Genomic DNA, 17,098 nt, shown 5'->3' with positions numbered 1-17,098 from the left:
GTACTTATACACAAACTGTGGATAACCTGTGCATAAGATGTGATTTATTAATAAAATTTGTGGTTTTCTTGTTGAAATCGTGTGGAAAAACAAAACAGCACATGTGGACAATGTGGAAAAGTCTGTTGATATGTTGATATGACAACATTTTATCTGTGAATAAAAATGTGGAGTTTTTTTGTTTTTATATGATTTATAAAAACGGAAGTAGGAAGGCAAACTAGCAGACAAATAAAAAGTTAATATTACAGAATAATATTAAAGGAATGATTAATATAAACTTATATAGTTATAAAGAGATTTCTGGCAAAATAAAGCCTCACAAAGTAACAATATTAATCCAAAGATGAGTTTATAGTTATGAGTAAACAACAGGCTTTAAAATGTCGATTTCTCTTTTCTGTTCCAGTGAATTTACCATTCGCCTTCTTTCGGATTGATGGATGAATAGTGAGGATCTATGAATAAATAGTAAAAGATTCAAATAGAAAAACCCCCGCACAATTTACGGGGGTAGGTCGATTTATAATGCTTCAAGCTCTTCATTTAGTTCAAGCCAGTCCATTTCCAGCGTCTCATGTGCTTCTTTTGCTGTATCGAGATTAGTTTGAATTTCAAGGGCTTTTTCATGGTTAGAGAAGATTTCCGGATCACACAATGCCTCTTCGTATCCTTTGATTTCTTCATCAAGGGTGCCCATTTTACTTTCTATCTCCTCAATTAAACGTCTAATCTGGCGCTCGCGCTTTTTGGTTTCTTTATCAATAGTAGAAGTTGTTGCCTTAGCAGGGATGATTGTAGCAGTTGTCTTGGCAGCTTCACTTGCAGCCTTCATAGCAGCCAGTTCTTCGAGCTCCTGCTTTTTCTCTACATAATAATCGTAATCTCCCAAGTATTCAAAAGCTCCATTTTTCGAAAGTTCGACTACTTTTGTTGCGATGCGATTGATGAAGTAGCGGTCATGGGAGACAAATAAAAGCGTACCAGGATAGTCAATTAGGGCGTTCTCCAGCACTTCCTTACTGTCCAGATCCAGATGGTTCGTAGGTTCATCCAGAACGAGGAAATTACATTTTTGCATCATTAATTTTGCAAGAGCAAGGCGGGCTTTCTCTCCACCAGATAAGGAGTTGACGGGCTTTGTAACATCATCGCCGCTAAATAGAAAATTACCAAGTACTGTTCGGATGTCCTTTTCATTCATTAACGGCCATTCATCCCACAGTTCTGCAAGGACAGTTTTATTGCTGTTCAGCTTTGCTTGCTCCTGGTCATAGTAGCCAATCTGCACATTTGTACCGTAACGAATATCCCCATTTAGTGTTGCTAAATCTTGTACAACCGTTTTTAGGAGTGTTGATTTTCCAACACCATTTGGCCCTACAAGAGCAATGCGATCTTCTCGAAAGACGCGCATAGAAATGCCGTGGGAAATCTCATTTCCCGTATAGCCGATTGCCAAATCGTCGATAGACAGTACGTCATTGCCACTTTGACGCTCAATCGTAAATCCGAAGCTTGCAGACTTTTCATCACTGTCTGGGGAATCCATCCATTCGGTACGTTCAAGCATCTTTCGTCGGCTCTGCGCCATCTTCGTTGTCGAGGCACGGGCAATATTTTTTTGAATAAATGCCTCAAGCTTTGCCTTCTCATCTTGCTGACGCTCATACATTTTTATATCACGTTCATAGTTTTTTGCTTTTTCATCTAAATAAGCGCTATAGTTGCCAGTATATTTTGTCACTCGAGTACGTGATACTTCATAGACGATGGATACAACTTGATCCAGGAAGTATCGGTCATGCGAAACAATGAGAATTGCGCCATCGTAACTTTTTAAATATCCTTCAAGCCATGACAATGTTTCAATGTCCAAGTGGTTCGTCGGCTCGTCCAGAATGAGTAATTCAGGTTTAGATAATAAGAGTTTGGCAAGTGCCAGACGCGTTCTCTGGCCTCCGGATAATGAGCGGATGGGCTTTTCATAGTCTTCAGGGAAAAATTGCATACCATGAAGTACAGAGCGTGTATCCGCCTCATATTGGTAGCCGCCAGCTTCCTTGAAATCGTGCTGGAGCTGATCGTAATCCGCCATGATGCGGGCATACGCCTCACTATCCTCATGAACGGAAGGATCGGCCATTTTTTGTTCTAGGTTTCTTAATGCCAGCTCCATCTTATGCAGTCTTTCGAAGATGGTCATCATTTCGTCCCAAATGGAAAGTTCTGAATCGATACCGGCGTGTTGCTCCAGGTATCCAACGTTAACATCCTTAGGAATAATGATTTCACCTGAGTCATAAGACATTTGTCCTGCAATGATTTTCAGAAGCGTTGATTTACCGGCACCGTTTCGTCCGACGAGTGCCACCCGATCGCGATGCTGCACCTCGAGCTTTACACCGCTCAGTATCTCGTCAGTGACGAATGATTTATATAATTGATTTACTTGTAAGACAATCATTTTTTACACCTCAGTTCATCCTTTAGTTTACTGGATGAAACTATTGGGCGCAATGATAGGTGCTTTACTTGTTTCTATATGTTTAGTAAGATTAAAACGATTTCCAATTGATTGTAGGGGGAACGTATGTGAACAAAGAATATAAAATTCCTCAGGCAACTACGAAAAGGCTTCCTCTTTATTACCGTTTTCTTCAAAACTTTGCTCAAGAGGGGAAAAAGCGGATCTCATCCCAAGAACTAAGTGATGCAATGAAGATTGATCCAGCGACGATTCGCCGGGACTTTTCATATTTTGGCGCGTTAGGGAAAAAAGGATATGGCTATGATGTCCAGCATTTATTATCTTTTTTCCGTCAAACTTTAGATCAGGATGAGGCGACGAATGTAGCGTTGATCGGGGTGGGGAATTTGGGGAATGCATTTCTTAAATACAACTTCCAAAAGAACCACAATACTCGTATCGTTGTAGCATTCGATTCGAAGGCGCCGTATGAAGGAACAGAAATCAGCAATATTCCTGTATTTCATCCAGATCGGCTAGAAGAGATGTACGAGGAATATAGAGCAGAGCTGGCTATTTTAACCGTTTCAGCCCGTTCAGCACAAACGATGACCGACCGGCTGGCGAAGATGAACGCAAAGGGAATATTAAACTTCACGCCAATCAGACTGACAGTACCTGACTCGATGAAGCTAATGAATATAGATTTATCAGTAGAGTTACAAGCCCTCATTTACTTAATCCGTAATAGCGAAAGCTGACGTAAATTATTCACATTTAATCTAATAGCAAAAATGCAGGTGTTACGGTAAAATGATACATATAATAGAGGAGGTGGCTGTAATGGTTGTGCATTTAAATGCGATTGGACCAGTAAGCCTAGTTATTATCGGTGTAGTAGCGGTATTAATTTTTGGACCGAAGAAACTGCCTGAGCTAGGAAAAGCGATGGGCTCGACACTTCGCGAATTCAAAAACGCTACTAAAGGTTTAGCTGATGACGATGACGATAATAAAAAGAAAGTTATCGATCATAAAGATAACGATTCAATCAAGTAAGTTAAGGATGTCAATTTTATGAATCCAAGAGAACTAACTGTAGTAGAACATATGGAAGAGTTAAGAAGCCGCCTTGTTGTCACGGCGCTATTCTTTGTACTAGCCCTTGTTGGTAGTTTTTTCTTAACGGAGCCTATTATCAAATATATCCAGTTTAGTGATGAAGCAGCGCAATTTACGCTAAATGCATTTGCGCCCGCCGATACGCTTGCTGTCTTTTTAAAAGTAATGTTTAGCTTGGCTTTGGTTTTCACTGTACCGGTATTGCTATACCAGTTATGGTCGTTTATCACACCAGGCTTGCTTGAGTCGGAGCGAAAAGCAACGCTCAAATATATACCGTATGCCTTTTTCTTATTTTTACTAGGCATTTCTTTTTCCTATTTTGTGTTATTTCCGTATGTGATGAGCTTTATGACGAGCTTATCGGCGGATTTGGATATTCAGCAGACGATCGGAATTAATGAATACTTTTCATTTTTATTTACGCTTGTGCTGCCGTTTGGCTTTGTATTTCAGCTGCCGGTTGTGACATTGTTCTTAGCCCGGATTGGTATATTAAATCCGGCACTGATGGTCAAGTTTCGTAAGTATTCCTATTTTGTTCTCTTTGTACTAGCTGCTTTCCTGGCACCGCCTGACTTTGTATCAAACCTGATTGTAGCTGTACCGCTTTTCATTTTGTATGAAGTAAGCATCCTGATTTCGCGTGCCGGATACCGTAAGTATATAGAGGCTGAAGAGCAGCGTATCCGTGAAGAACAAGAGCGTGAGAGGGAACTTCAAGTAGAAGAACTGCTGGCGGAGCAAAAAAGACAAATAGAAGAAATGCAAAGATAACGTGCCGTCAAAAGAAGATGGCACGTTTTAATTTGTGTAACAATCTATAAAATTCTATACGTTCGATAACGGCTAGGCGGTCATGCCAAGTCTTTTTTGCTTTCTCCGCATGTGCAATTCTAACTGTCTGTGGATAGCGGAGATCGTACCGTCTTGTTTTTATGAGAAAATTTCCCCGAAATAGCGGATTGCTTTTGCTTGTTCACCAAGTGAGCGCAGGTTCCACTCCTCTTCTAAAAACACGGCTGCCAATTGTTCTCCCTGCCCCCGGTGTTTTTTTGCATATTCCACTACATTTACGCTTTCATAGAGCGAGACAAGCTGTTTCATAAAGGTCTTTGCTTCAAAGGTTTGCATTGTTTCATCGAGCGCCGCAAATTGCTGCAGTAACTCCCGTGTCTCTTCTAATTTTGCTTCTGCAATTTCTGTTAAACGGCAAGGTATAAGTAAACTCAGGCGTTGTTCCATTCTTTGAATGAACAGATCATGGACACTGAACTTCCGGACGAGGCGAATGAGCTCCAAGGCTAAAATATTGGCCGTGCCTTCCCATACGGTCAGCACTTGAGCATCACGTAACAGGCGAGGGGTTACAAAATCCTCGATATACCCATTTCCTCCGTGCAGTTCAATCGCTTCATGTGAGAAGTGGATTGCTTGTTCTGCCGTTTCCTTTTTGACAAGCGCTATTAAAAGACGAACAAGAATTTGATCCTCTTTCGTTCCATTTCCTGCTGTCACGTTATCATACAGTTCAATTAAATCAAATAATGAAATAAGCTCTGCATGCTGCTTTGCTTTTAGCTTCATTAAACTATGCTGGATGACTGGGTACTGTGTCAGTTGGGCCCCGAATGAGGAGCGGGCAGACGTATAGGTATAGGCCTCTTGCAAGGCGCGCTGCATAATGCCAAGTGAGGCAGCTGCATTACAAATTCGTGATAAATTTAACGCTTCAAGCATATAGTAAATCCCCTTCGATGCATCTCCTACAATGTATGCCTTTGCATGATCGAAGGCAACTTCTCCAGATGGTACGGCTCGGACACCTAATTTATCTTTTAACCTCCGAACCGTAATCCCATTTAATGAACCATCATCCAAATGCCAAGGTACAGCAAATAAGGTGAGCCCTTTTGAACCAGAGGATGCTCCTTCCATGCGGGCAAGGACCATAGCGACACCACACTGACCGGCGTTAGAAGCAAAATACTTTTCACCATATAAATAGTAAGCGCCATCAATGAATCTTGCTTCGACTACATTAGCTCCGACATCCGAGCCCCCTTGTCTTTCAGTTAGAAAGGTTGCTCCTTCGTACAGCTTAACGCCGCCTGTAGAACAGATGTGAGGCATAAACCGTTTCTTTAGAGCTTCGTCTGCATAGTGCTCAAATAAGTAGGCTGTTGCCATCGTTAACGTAACAGGACAGTAAAAGCCCGGCTCGCTTTGGGAAAGAATATATCCTTGAGCAAAGCTATATAGATAGTTTCCCCTATGGCCAAGCTCGGGGATTTCCTTGTGCACATAGCCGACAATTCCCGTATTGTACGTATCTTTCACCGTTTGTTTATAGCCTTCATTGACCCACACGTGACTCGTTTCTTCTCCAAATTTATCATAGCGGATTAGACGCGGTTCACCTTCACGGTCCGTATGCTTCGCACGTTCATCAATAGGTCCCGCACAAAGAGCTCCAAAAATGGCTAATTCGCGATCGGCATAATTGAAAAAGGGGGATGGCAGTTTGTCTTTTAAAATATTTTGCAGGGTTTCGTCCCGTAAATAGAAATTTTCAATGTAGTCTGGTTGTTTAGCTAATACTTTCATTTAACACGTCACCTTTCAGCTGCTGTTTAAGTATTTTTCCTGATGCATTTCGGGGGAGAGAATTCAGTTGTTCAAAAATTCGAGGAACTTTATAACTTGCTAGATTTTTAGATAAGTAGCCCTTCAACTTTTCAATATCAATATTACTGTGCCCGGAAAACACAGCCTTTATTGTTTCTCCCCACTCTGGATGGGGAATGCCAATGACCGCCGCTTCTGCTATTCCATTAAACTGCAGCAGCATCTCTTCGATTTCCTTTGGATAAATCGTAATACCTCCTGAAATAATGACATCCTTTTTGCGGTCGACAATCCATAGGTAGCCTTCCTCATCCATACGGGCGAGATCTCCTGTTCGGAGCCAGCCATCTATAAACGCAGCAGATGTTGCTTTTTCATTTTTATAATAGCCTTGCATATTGCCTTCACCATACAATACAATTTCGCCGACCTCACCATTTAGGACATCTCGGCCTTCCTCATCTACAATGCGCAGCTCAGTTCCTAAGGGAGCGCGGCGTCCAATACTGCCTGCTTTATGCGGATGCTCGTCAGCAAGGAGAAGAGAACCAGAAGGACCAGCCTCTGTCAGACCGTAAACACTAACAAGTCGATCGGTCTTGAATTTCTCTGCTATCATAAGCACCTCATTTTTTGATAAGGGGGCACCTCCGTATACCCACCATTTCATTGATGAAAGGTCTGCTTCTATCAATCGAGGGTTCTGTGCAGTTACTAAGTAAGCGACAGGTGCACCGAAGAAATGGGTCGTTCTTTCATTTATAACTGATTCAATCAGTAAGTCAGGTGTGAAGGTCGGTGTTAATACGCTTGTACAGCCCACAATAAAAGCGGCCATCAAAAATAGATGAAGGGGAGCCGAATGGCTGAGCGGCATCATGAGCAGCATCCTGCTTTCCGGCTTCACTTCCATTTCAACAGCAATCATATTTGCGACAGTTAAGATATTTCGATAGGAGAAGAGAACACCTTTTGGGTCACCTGTTGTACCGGATGTATATAAAATAGTGGATAAATCATCCTCCGACAGATGACAAGGAATGACTGTATCACCAGCCTTCTCCAAAAGCTCTTCCATGCTTAACCAGCTATTTGCTGCAGAACCAGTTTTTATTTTTATTTCGCCTAAGTGTAAAGAGGACACATTTGGAAATAGCATATCATGGGTGATAATGCACCTTGCCTCACTATGGGTCATAACAAATTCGACCTCTCGAAGTGAAAATTTAGCATTGATCGGGACAACAATAGCACCGATACGTTGTACAGCAAAATAGCTGATAACAAAATCCAATACATTAGGTATAAAAAGAACAATCCGGTCGCCTTTTTGCAAGCCCTGGTTCAGTAAAGCATTTGAAAACTTATTAACGAGTAAATCAAGTTCTCCAAATGACGTTCTTTTTCCCAAACTGACAACCGCTTCTGACATTGGATACTTACGAGCGTTACGCGCGAGCAAGTTTGAACTGTTCAATCAGAAACCCCCTTATTCACTTCTTATTTAAAGATAAATACGACGAAAGGGAGATAAAAACCTCTTTAAGCAGCTATTTATATAAAAATAAGACCCTCCGCGGACGGAAGGTCTTATTTTACTTAGGCATATTATCCATAATCTGCTGAAGCTTATCGGCATTTAAGTTGACGATACTTACAAAGCTGTTAAGCAAAACATGGGCAACGATGGATGCCAGTAAACGTTTTGTCTTGTAATAAAGAAAAGCAAAAATCAATCCGCAGATTGTATACAGCAAAATGTGGGTAAAGTCAAAATGGATTGCCGCAAAAACAATGGAACTAATGATAGCAGAGAGCCAGAAGCCCTGTGTTTGGATAAATGATCCAAACACGACCCGGCGGAAGACAAACTCCTCCAAAATAGGGCCAATGATAGCAATCACGAGTACCATTACAGGAGCCATCTTTGCAACCTCTACTAATGTGGCTGTATTTTCCGAGCCGCCCTCGATGCCAATTGCCATCTCGATAGCCGCACCGATGATCTGCCCGACAAATACCATGAAGAAACCAATGATTCCCCAGCCGATTGCCTCGGTTGTAGATGCTTTTTTTCCTTCATAAATATTAAAGAAGTTTTTGTCGCGTTTAACGAGCAGCGCAATAATGATGAGGGAAATAATTCCAAAGATGAATGACCACCATCCTGCCAAAATGGAACCCTTTTCCTCCGGCGGTGCGTCTATTAAGCCGAGTACGAATTCCTGGGCACCCGGCAGCCGAAGCAGCAGGGCGGATAATTGAAAGACAAAAATGTACGTCAGCAATATAAAGAATGCTGTTTTGTATGACTTCTTCTTTTCAGTAATTGTTGATTCCAAAACGAATAACTCCCTTTGTCATTGACTATGATATATAAGCGTTACTTCTATTCTAGAGGAATATGGGAAGAAAACAAAATTTTTTAGCATTCTGACTTGCAAAAAAAAAAGAAATTCATTAATATAGAAAATGTGTTAGCACTCTAAGGTGTTGAGTGCTAATAAAATAAATATATCACATTAATTTGTAGGAGGTTGTTTCACTTGTTAAGACCATTAGGTGATCGTATCATTATCGAAACAGTTGAGGTAGAGGTTACAACAACTTCAGGATTTGTATTACCTGACTCAGCGAAGGAAAAGCCACAAACAGGTAAAGTCGTAGCTGTTGGGACAGGCCGTGTATTAGATAACGGCGTTCGCGTCGAGCTTGATGTACAAGTTGGCGACGAAGTCATCTTCTCTAAATTCGCAGGTACAGAAGTGAAATACGACGGTAAAGACTACTTAGTTCTACGTGAAAGTGACATTTTAGCAGTACTAGCTTAATTCAGAATTTTTATACGTATCACATCGCATGCGTGCCAGGATATCCGGCGTTTCGATGTGCAGCACATTCAATATAAAAAGCTTGATATTTTAGGAGGGTTTTTTAAATGGCAAAAGACATTAAGTTCTCAGAAGAAGCACGTTCATTAATGGCGGCGGGTGTTGATAAATTAGCAAATGCTGTAAAGGTAACACTTGGACCAAAAGGACGCAACGTTGTATTAGAGAAAAAATTCGGTTCTCCATTAATTACAAATGATGGTGTTTCCATCGCAAAAGAAATCGAGCTTGAAAATCCATATGAAAACATGGGTGCAAAATTAGTAGCAGAAGTTGCTTCTAAGACAAATGAAATTGCAGGGGACGGTACAACAACTGCAACAGTATTAGCACAAGCAATGATCCGCGAAGGTTTAAAAAACGTAACAGCAGGTGCAAACCCTGTAGGTATCCGCCGCGGTATCGATAAAGCGGTTGCTGCTGCTTTAACGGAGCTGCAAACAATCTCACGTCCAGTAGAAAACAAAGAAGCAATCGCACAAGTAGCGGCAATCTCTTCATCGGATGAAGAAATTGGCCAATACATTGCAGATGCTATGGAAAAAGTGGGCAACGATGGTGTTATCACAATTGAGGAATCACGTGGTTTCACAACAGAATTAGATGTTGTAGAAGGTATGGAATTCGACCGTGGATACCTTTCTCACTACATGGTATCAGATACTGACAAAATGGAAGCAGTACTAGAGAATCCATTTATTTTAGTAACAGATCAAAAAATCTCAAATATCCAAGAAATTCTGCCATTATTAGAGTCGGTAAAACAAACAAACCGCCCATTACTAATTATTGCTGAAGATGTAGAAGGTGAAGCATTAGCTACATTAGTATTAAACAAATTACGCGGTATCTTCTATGCGGTAGCTGTAAAAGCACCAGGTTTCGGTGACCGTCGTAAAGCAATGCTTGAAGACATCGCTATTTTAACTGGCGGTCAAGTGATTACACAAGAACTTGGTTTAGACTTAAAATTAGCTGACATTACATCACTTGGACGCGCTTCAAAAGTTGTCGTATCAAAAGATAATACAACAATTATCGAGGGTGAAGGCAATACATCTGACATTGAAGCACGTGTTGCGCAAATCCGTACACAGCTTGAAGATACAGCATCTGAATTTGACAAAGAAAAATTACAAGAACGCCTAGCAAAATTAGCTGGCGGTGTAGCAGTAATCAAAGTTGGTGCTGCAACAGAAACAGAACTAAAAGAACGCAAACTACGTATTGAGGACGCTTTAAACTCTACACGTGCAGCGGTAGAAGAAGGTATCGTATCAGGTGGTGGTACTGCCCTTCTAAATGTATACAGCGCAGTAGAACAAGTTCTTGAAACAGTAGAGGGCGACGTTGCGACAGGTGTAAAAATCATCCTTCGCGCATTAGAAGAACCAGTACGTCAAATTGCTGAAAACGCAGGTCTTGAAGGTTCTATCATCGTTGACCGCCTAAAACGCGAAGAAGTTGGTATCGGCTTCAACGCAGCAACAGGCGAATGGGTAAACATGATCGAAGCAGGTGTTGTAGACCCAGCGAAAGTAACTCGTTCAGCATTACAAAACGCAGCTTCTGTAGCAGCATTATTCTTAACAACAGAAGCAGTCGTAGCAGATATTCCAGAACCAGCTGGCTCAGGTATGCCAGACATGGGCGCTATGGGCGGCATGCCAGGAATGATGTAGGCTCACACGATGTGAGTCAGTCAAGCGTTGTCGCAGGACGCGACGGTATCAGCTTGACTTCCACTGAATATGGAGGCGGTGGCAAAGGCATTGCGACACGATGTCGCGGTCTTCGCCTTTGTTCCTCCTGCACGATGTGAGTCAGTCAAGCGTTGTCGCAGGACGAGACGGTATTAGCTTGACTTCCACTGAATATGGACGCGGACCACTCGGGCGCTGTAACAAAACGTTGCAGCGCCCGAGTTTTTTAGTTTCGATATGCTTTTACAGTAGTTAATTCATATAACTGAAAAAGGGCTCTTTAGCGTAGCTGTGCTGGGGGCTGACCAAATCCGGTCCACTTGTTTGATAGTGAGCGTGAATATATAGGAGTTATAAGGAAATATAGCTGGATAGTATATTTGAGGATAAAAAATGAAGGCTTCTAATCCATGGTTAAGGATTAGAAGCCTTTTTGCTTATGTTTTATACTTAAGCTTTTTAGGGGACAGCACAAGCCTTCATTCATTTTAGCAGATGTGTAGACACCTAAATCGATTAAAAAATTGCATGACAATCGCTGACGCAATCATATCCGACATAGCCAGTGCCTCTGCTTCAATTTCGTCGAAAACTTCAACATCTGCTTTGTAATTTTTTTGAATCATTGTCACAGCTTCTTTTTTCGTTAATTCTAAATGTTTATAAAACATTTTTTGCAAAGCTTCTTTTGATAAGTATGGATTAATTTTGCTTAAAAATAAAACAATGTCATCTGCATTTTTATACCATTCTTTTTCTTTGATATCGACTGTGTTTGTATCACTTTTTACAGCTGCTGTTACGAGTTCGGCAGCAATCACTAGATGTTCTTGAATCAGTTTGGCATAATGATCTGCAATTTGGTCGCCGTAAAAAGGACGTAGACAATTTCCTAAATCGAACGCATTTTGTAAGAGACGTTGCTGTACAAATGATAAGTCAGGCAGTTGAAAGACAATACTAATAATGGTCATCCTAGTCCAGTTGACATGCTCCATCCATAGTAATCGATTCATCGCTAGATAATCGGCCTCTGTCTTACTTATACAACGCTGGTCAATAGGGGTTTGTTGTTGGCTCAAAAAATGCCGAAGCGGTGCCGTATATTGTGAGTATGGCTGCTTATAGGAAGCACTAAGTGGAGACGCGAAAAAACCATTTGTGTAATAAGGATACACTTTTAATCATTCCTTTCTATTCTTCTTTTAATAGCTTGATACAAAAATCAGGCTCTTTTACTAGCGTGCTTAGTGATGTCCATGTTTGTGAGAATAATTGAGCCGGATTAATAATTTGATTAACGAATGAGTAAGTAATATTATATGCTAACAATTTGTCAGCGCGATTAAATGAAATAGGATAAGATTTTTTAAAAGCTAGTACGATGAAGGTTTTTTACAACCTTTGACATACTGACTATAGAGATACATCGTTCAAGTTCCAGTGGGTATAGTCAGTCAACCATTCCAGTGAATTTCATACTAGCTGTCGCTATTTGGGAGCCTTTGGACAGACGTTCCTGTGTTTTTTATAAAGAATAAAGCTATTTGAAGCCGCATACATATGGTAAGAAGTATATAACGAGGAGATGTATACAGCCTGTCCGATTACTTGAAGACTGCCGTTTTTGAACATCAATTTTGGCTTCAGGTGTTAGCTGATCATTCCCGCTTCATTCATGATTCGCTATATCCATCGCAAAAAGAGGATATTGCAAAAGCAAACGAGTTCATTCAGCGTTTTGACCAATTACTCAAGCAGGCAAAAATGCTTGATGACAAAACTGCTGTTTCCTTTTCGGAGACGGTAGAGGGAGCAGTAAAGCAATTAAAATCTTTCAAACTTTCCATTATCAGACGTCACCTGACTAGTGAAATGAAGATTCATCTTACTCCCTCCTTCCTCAATCATATGGTAAATGAATTAGAGGAATATGAACGTGTGCTTGTTTATTTAAAGCAAGGCAAAATACCGCCGATTTTTCATGAGCTGCACCATCATCTGCTGTGGTTACTAGATGCTTCTGGGCATGCGGGAGCAATCAATGACCGAATGGATGCAGTTGAAAAGAGACTGAAGGAAAAAAGCGCAACCTTTACGAAACATTTTGATCAGTTTTACATGAAGGCTCTTGAGCTGACCGGTTTTTTACGTACTAACCTTGATAAATTCCCGGCCCTGAAAAGATTTAACCGGGAGGTCAAAGTAGAAATGGGACTGTTCAAAACCTTCTTGAGAGAATTAGAGGAGATGGAGTTGAGCTCTGAAGTTTTAGACATATTTACTGTCTCCATGGCTGACCATATGCTTAGGGAAGAGCAATATTATTTGATAAAGCTGGCCCAGTCAGCTGAAAGAAGCGGTAATTAATCCGTCTCTATTTCCATGGAACTTTACTTTTTAATAATTTGACCACTCTCAGGTTTTTTCCTGTGAAGTGGTTTTTTTGTTTTAGGAACCAAAAAGCGCTCACTTGAAAGAAGAAAATAAACGGACGTTAATTTTCCTGTGAGAAATGGATAGAATAAACGAAAAAAGCAGGTGGTTGTATGGAGACAATCGTAAAGGTTCAGCGGCTAGTGATTGAAAACATGAAAAATGTTGAATATGGGGAAGTCCGCGTTCAGTCGAATTTCGAAACGCTTACTCAGTCAAACGTCGTCGGACTTTATGGACAGAACGGTTCAGGAAAGACGACGGTCGTCGATGCATTCGAGCTGCTGAAAAGGCTTATTTCGAGTGGTGGAGTAACGAGAAAGCTGCCTCGCAATGAAAAGCATTTAATTCGTTCAGAAAATGAGCGGGCGAAGCTGACCTTTGATTTTCTTGTACGTAATACAACAGGAGAGTATCTTTTGCAGTATCAAGTGGAACTGGCACGTGGTGATGAGCGGCTGTATCCAGTTTTCGAACAGCTTTCTTACCGAGAAAATATTCCTGGTAAACGAATGAAGGTATTGGTGAAGAAAGATGAAATGCATCTGCAAATCCGCACCCGTTCTCTAGAAGGCATGGAGGAAAAAATACGCATTTCCATGATGGTAACGAGCCGCTTAGCAGAAAGGGAAAATTCTTCTTTCATTTTTCATAAGGAACTTAATCCTATTTTAAAGGAGCGGCTCGGTGATTTAGAGTGGCAGCTGATTGAAAATATATCAGTCGATTTCAACCGGGATTTGCTTGTCATTAATAATGCGGAAGTCGGGTTAATTCTTACTAAATATATCATGCCATTCAGTGTCTATTTGGACAAGTCACATGGGGTGATTCCTTATGACCTTTCGGGTCCGGCTTTGCTGCCTAAATCACTTTATGAAACATTAGTGGAGCTGATTAAGCAGACAAATGAATTGTTGTCTGCAATTATTCCAGGTCTTACTATCGATATCCAGGAAATTACAGAGCAGACGATGGATGACGGGAAGCTGGGCGTACGCTTTGAATTTTTATCAAATCGAAAAGGAAAAGTGCTGCCGCTTCGTACGGAATCAGAGGGGATTCTCAAAATCATTTCTATTTTGAGTGCCTTGATTGCTGTCTATAATAAACCGAATGCCTGCATTGTGATCGATGAGCTGGATTCTGGAGTCTTTGAATACCTGCTTGGAGAGCTGCTGCGGATTATTGATGAGACGGGACAGGGGCAGTTGTTCTTTACCTCACATAATCTGCGGCTGCTGGAGGTGCTGCCGGTGAGTAATTTATGGTTTACTACATCAAATGAGCAAAATCGGTATATTCAGCTAAAAGGTGTGAAATCATTACACAATATAAGGGACGTCTATCTCCGAGCAATTCAGCTGGGAGGACAGGACGAGGAAATATACAAGGAAACGAAAACATTCCACATTAAGCGAGCTTTCAGGAAGGCAGGGAAGCGACATGAGTAAAAAAGTAGTGCTGGTCATTGTAGAGGGACAAACGGAGGAGCTGGTCTTTTTTGATTTTTTGCAGGAGCGCTTTGAAAATTTGGAGATTCGGATCGATGTCCAGTGCGGAGATGTCGTGAGTAATTGGAACCGGAAGCACGGTACAGTAGAATCAGCCATCGAACATGTCATAGAGAAGTATCTGAATACGTATCGATTGATGCCGAGCGATTTATTGGCAGTCGTCCAATTTACGGATACAGATGGCTGCTTTATAAATGACAAGTTTATCCGGGTGGACAGAATTAAAGCGACACGTACCAGATATGGAAAGAACGGCATCTATGTCACAACAAAATTCAAGAAACTACAGATGATTGAGCGGAATCAAGTAAAGGCGGAAAATATGAAAACCTTGGCACTGGATCGATATGCTGCCTATAAAAAGCGGAAAATTCCTTATCGTCTTTACTACTTCTCTATCAACCTGGACCATGTATTATGGGGGGAACAAAATGCAAAGGGAAATAGCAAGCTGGAAAAAGCGGAAAGCTTTCTAGATCATCTCGAGATGCCGCTCGATCAATTTTTAAGGCAGTTCACCCCCGTAGAAGAAAGCATACCTTGGGAGGAAAACTGGGAAAAGTCCTGGGAGAGCATTACAAAGGAACTAAATTCTCTCCAGCGCAGCACCAATATGCCGTTTGTTCTTGATTTCATTGATTCATTAACATGAACACCCCATGAATATGAAAAGCGCTTGCTTTTAGTAAAAGGAAGCGAGATAGAAGCGACTTTTATAAATTATAAATAAAATGCGTTAATATTTTTTTGAAAAAATTAAGTTTATGGGAATGCGCGATGTTTGAAAACTCGATAGATGAGTATGCGAGGCTCCATTTAGTAAGAAAATACGCTTTGAATCATGAGACAACTAAAAATCTTCATGTTGAAAGCCTTGCTTGTTTTTAATCGGAATGGATTTAGAAGAGTGGACAATTCTGCGTAGGTGAAAAGAGCTTTTAAATGGTTTATAATAATACGCCTCTCGGGTATGAACATGTATAAAATTTTCTATAAACACTTATATTGTAAGAAGAACATGTGCTCGGGGAGGTTGATCAGAAGATGGCGAAAAATAATCATTCACTTAATTTTTGGTCAGGAATTTTATTTGGGCTAGGCATGATTGCATTTATAGATGAGACTGTATTTCATCAACTGTTACACTGGCATCATTTCTACGATAAATCAACGACAGACGTCGGCCTAGTGTCAGACGGTCTTTTTCATGCATTCAGCTGGTTTGCCACAGTGATCGGACTTTTTATGGTTGCACATTTACGCAAGCAGAAATCTTGGAATAGAAAACGATGGATCGGTGCGGTCTTATTCGGTGCAGGTGTATTCCAGCTCTATGATGGGATTATTCAGCATAAGGTATTCAGACTTCACCAAATCCGTTATAATGTCGAAATTTTTTATTATGATCTCGTTTGGAATATAGGGGCTGTTCTATTCATTATTATCGGCTTATTAATCCTAAGAAGAAAGCGGGTGAATTCAGCTTGATGGGAGATTGGGTTAGTACCCTCCTTGTGTTTATACTCATTGCCGCTCCTTATGTGATGGCAGCAGAGATAACGGGAAAATGGCCAGTCAAAAGAATCCTTTATTGGCTGCTTGGTGCTGTCTGTATTACATTTTCAATAACAGGTTCATTGGCACACGAGGCACACCACAATTTCGTTTCCCATATGACTGTCCATCTGCTGCTCGGTATGGCTGCACCCTTGTTCTTTGTACTAGCGAAACCAATAACATTGTTGTTGCGTATAATACCTGTGAAGCCCGCCCGTGGAATGATGAGGCTGTCTAAGACAAATTATGCACATTTTATAAGCCATCCCATCACAGCCTCGCTGTTGAATATTGGTGGGCTGTGGCTCCTTTATACAACTGATCTATATATGGCAATGCATATGTCCATGGCTGTTCATTATGTTGTTCATTTACATATATTCCTTGCCGGATATTTGTTTACTCATGTTTTGCTTTCAGTGGATTTCAACCCTCACAGAGCGTCATGGTCGCTTCGCTCTGTCGTACTTGTGTTGTCAATTGCTGCGCATAATATTCTAGCGAAATGGCTTTATGCCAATCCACCGCATATGGCTACTGCTGAACAGGCAGAAACCGGTGCCCAGTGGATGTATTATGGAGGCGGCGTGATTGAGTTAATCATCATAACCTTCCTATGCTATGAATGGTACATGGCTATGCAAAAAGAAACAAAACGGAATATACAGGCTAGCTTATAATAAGCTGGCATGAAAGCCAAAGTCGATACGGGACTTTGGCTTTTTTGTTAATGAACCAAGTGAATTGCTTACATTACTTGATTTAGCAATAATT

15 protein-coding genes are annotated in these 17,098 nt (G+C 41.0%); 10 read left to right on the top strand and 5 right to left on the bottom strand.

The features are described from left to right. Positions 1-523: 523 nt before the first annotated feature. Complete coding sequence (locus AA0Y26_RS20485; protein ID WP_413363864.1) at positions 524-2,467, bottom strand: ABC-F family ATP-binding cassette domain-containing protein; 1,944 nt, start codon at positions 2,465-2,467, stop codon at positions 524-526. A 128-nt stretch (positions 2,468-2,595) separates the two neighbouring features. On the opposite strand from AA0Y26_RS20485, the gene AA0Y26_RS20480 reads away from it, so the two are divergent. The 3 genes from AA0Y26_RS20480 to tatC all read left to right on the top strand — a co-directional run bounded on the left by AA0Y26_RS20480 (position 2,596) and on the right by tatC (position 4,369). Then, positions 2,596-3,231 (top strand): redox-sensing transcriptional repressor Rex, encoded by a 636-nt coding sequence (locus AA0Y26_RS20480; RefSeq protein WP_413363863.1) that lies wholly within the window; start codon positions 2,596-2,598, stop codon positions 3,229-3,231. A gap of 82 nt (positions 3,232-3,313) precedes the next feature. Continuing rightward, positions 3,314-3,529, top strand: coding sequence for a twin-arginine translocase TatA/TatE family subunit (locus tag AA0Y26_RS20475; protein ID WP_413363862.1), 216 nt, complete (start codon positions 3,314-3,316; stop codon positions 3,527-3,529). Between the two features lie 18 nt (positions 3,530-3,547). After that, on the top strand, positions 3,548-4,369 hold the full coding sequence (tatC, locus tag AA0Y26_RS20470) for a twin-arginine translocase subunit TatC (RefSeq protein ID WP_413363860.1): 822 nt from the start codon (positions 3,548-3,550) through the stop codon (positions 4,367-4,369). 159 nt (positions 4,370-4,528) lie between these two features. On the opposite strand, the gene AA0Y26_RS20465 is transcribed toward tatC, so the two are convergent. The 3 genes from AA0Y26_RS20465 to AA0Y26_RS20455 all read right to left on the bottom strand — a co-directional run bounded on the left by AA0Y26_RS20465 (position 4,529) and on the right by AA0Y26_RS20455 (position 8,562). Then, positions 4,529-6,199 (bottom strand): acyl-CoA dehydrogenase family protein, encoded by a 1,671-nt coding sequence (locus AA0Y26_RS20465; RefSeq protein ID WP_413363859.1) that lies wholly within the window; start codon positions 6,197-6,199, stop codon positions 4,529-4,531. Further along, positions 6,183-7,697: a class I adenylate-forming enzyme family protein gene (locus tag AA0Y26_RS20460; protein WP_413363858.1), complete on the bottom strand. Its 1,515-nt coding sequence runs from the start codon at positions 7,695-7,697 to the stop codon at positions 6,183-6,185. Before AA0Y26_RS20460 ends, AA0Y26_RS20465 begins: the two co-directional genes overlap by 17 nt. Positions 7,698-7,815: 118 nt before the next feature. Beyond that, positions 7,816-8,562, bottom strand: coding sequence for a CPBP family intramembrane glutamic endopeptidase (locus AA0Y26_RS20455; RefSeq protein WP_413363857.1), 747 nt, complete (start codon positions 8,560-8,562; stop codon positions 7,816-7,818). A 204-nt stretch (positions 8,563-8,766) separates the two neighbouring features. Between AA0Y26_RS20455 and groES the strand changes: the two genes are divergently transcribed. Together groES and groL are read left to right on the top strand one after the other, a co-directional pair. Then, on the top strand, positions 8,767-9,051 hold the full coding sequence (groES, locus tag AA0Y26_RS20450; protein WP_413363856.1) for a co-chaperone GroES: 285 nt from the start codon (positions 8,767-8,769) through the stop codon (positions 9,049-9,051). A gap of 107 nt (positions 9,052-9,158) precedes the next feature. Beyond that, positions 9,159-10,793 (top strand): chaperonin GroEL, encoded by a 1,635-nt coding sequence (groL, locus tag AA0Y26_RS20445; RefSeq protein ID WP_413363855.1) that lies wholly within the window; start codon positions 9,159-9,161, stop codon positions 10,791-10,793. Positions 10,794-11,302: 509 nt separating this feature from the next. On the opposite strand, the gene AA0Y26_RS20440 is transcribed toward groL, so the two are convergent. After that, positions 11,303-11,992 (bottom strand): hypothetical protein, encoded by a 690-nt coding sequence (locus AA0Y26_RS20440; RefSeq protein ID WP_413363854.1) that lies wholly within the window; start codon positions 11,990-11,992, stop codon positions 11,303-11,305. 421 nt (positions 11,993-12,413) lie between these two features. Between AA0Y26_RS20440 and AA0Y26_RS20435 the strand changes: the two genes are divergently transcribed. The 5 genes from AA0Y26_RS20435 to AA0Y26_RS20415 all read left to right on the top strand — a co-directional run bounded on the left by AA0Y26_RS20435 (position 12,414) and on the right by AA0Y26_RS20415 (position 17,004). Then, the gene (locus AA0Y26_RS20435) at positions 12,414-13,184 is read left to right on the top strand and encodes a DUF2935 domain-containing protein (RefSeq protein ID WP_413368332.1); all 771 of its coding nucleotides are present in this window, start codon (positions 12,414-12,416) and stop codon (positions 13,182-13,184) included. Positions 13,185-13,363: 179 nt separating this feature from the next. Then, positions 13,364-14,704, top strand: a complete 1,341-nt coding sequence (locus AA0Y26_RS20430) for an AAA family ATPase (RefSeq protein ID WP_413363853.1) — start codon at positions 13,364-13,366, stop codon at positions 14,702-14,704. Then, complete coding sequence (locus AA0Y26_RS20425) at positions 14,697-15,419, top strand: hypothetical protein (protein WP_413363851.1); 723 nt, start codon at positions 14,697-14,699, stop codon at positions 15,417-15,419. The genes AA0Y26_RS20430 and AA0Y26_RS20425 overlap by 8 nt, the downstream gene beginning before the upstream one ends. 392 nt (positions 15,420-15,811) lie before the next feature. Then, positions 15,812-16,255: a DUF2243 domain-containing protein gene (locus AA0Y26_RS20420; protein ID WP_413363850.1), complete on the top strand. Its 444-nt coding sequence runs from the start codon at positions 15,812-15,814 to the stop codon at positions 16,253-16,255. Next, positions 16,255-17,004: a cytochrome c oxidase assembly protein gene (locus AA0Y26_RS20415; protein ID WP_413368330.1), complete on the top strand. Its 750-nt coding sequence runs from the start codon at positions 16,255-16,257 to the stop codon at positions 17,002-17,004. Before AA0Y26_RS20420 ends, AA0Y26_RS20415 begins: the two co-directional genes overlap by 1 nt. The last annotated feature ends 94 nt before the right edge of the window (positions 17,005-17,098 follow it).

The organism is Lysinibacillus canaveralius, from assembly GCF_047301505.1.
Classification (GTDB): domain Bacteria; phylum Bacillota; class Bacilli; order Bacillales_A; family Planococcaceae; genus Lysinibacillus_B.
Note: the sequence above shows the minus strand (reverse complement) of the source record. Positions and strands in the feature narration are given on the sequence as shown.

What these genes read in the sequence shown, in the direction of transcription:
- AA0Y26_RS20465 (WP_413363859.1), bottom strand. Translation starts at nt 6,199, where the DNA reads ATGAAAGTATTAGCTAAACAACCAGACTACATTGAAAATTTCTATTTA.
- AA0Y26_RS20485 (WP_413363864.1), bottom strand. Translation starts at nt 2,467, where the DNA reads ATGATTGTCTTACAAGTAAATCAATTATATAAATCATTCGTCACTGAC.
- AA0Y26_RS20425 (WP_413363851.1), top strand. Translation starts at nt 14,697, where the DNA reads ATGAGTAAAAAAGTAGTGCTGGTCATTGTAGAGGGACAAACGGAGGAG.
- AA0Y26_RS20475 (WP_413363862.1), top strand. Translation starts at nt 3,314, where the DNA reads ATGGTTGTGCATTTAAATGCGATTGGACCAGTAAGCCTAGTTATTATC.
- AA0Y26_RS20420 (WP_413363850.1), top strand. Translation starts at nt 15,812, where the DNA reads ATGGCGAAAAATAATCATTCACTTAATTTTTGGTCAGGAATTTTATTT.
- groL (WP_413363855.1), top strand. Translation starts at nt 9,159, where the DNA reads ATGGCAAAAGACATTAAGTTCTCAGAAGAAGCACGTTCATTAATGGCG.
- AA0Y26_RS20430 (WP_413363853.1), top strand. Translation starts at nt 13,364, where the DNA reads ATGGAGACAATCGTAAAGGTTCAGCGGCTAGTGATTGAAAACATGAAA.
- AA0Y26_RS20415 (WP_413368330.1), top strand. Translation starts at nt 16,255, where the DNA reads ATGGGAGATTGGGTTAGTACCCTCCTTGTGTTTATACTCATTGCCGCT.
- tatC (WP_413363860.1), top strand. Translation starts at nt 3,548, where the DNA reads ATGAATCCAAGAGAACTAACTGTAGTAGAACATATGGAAGAGTTAAGA.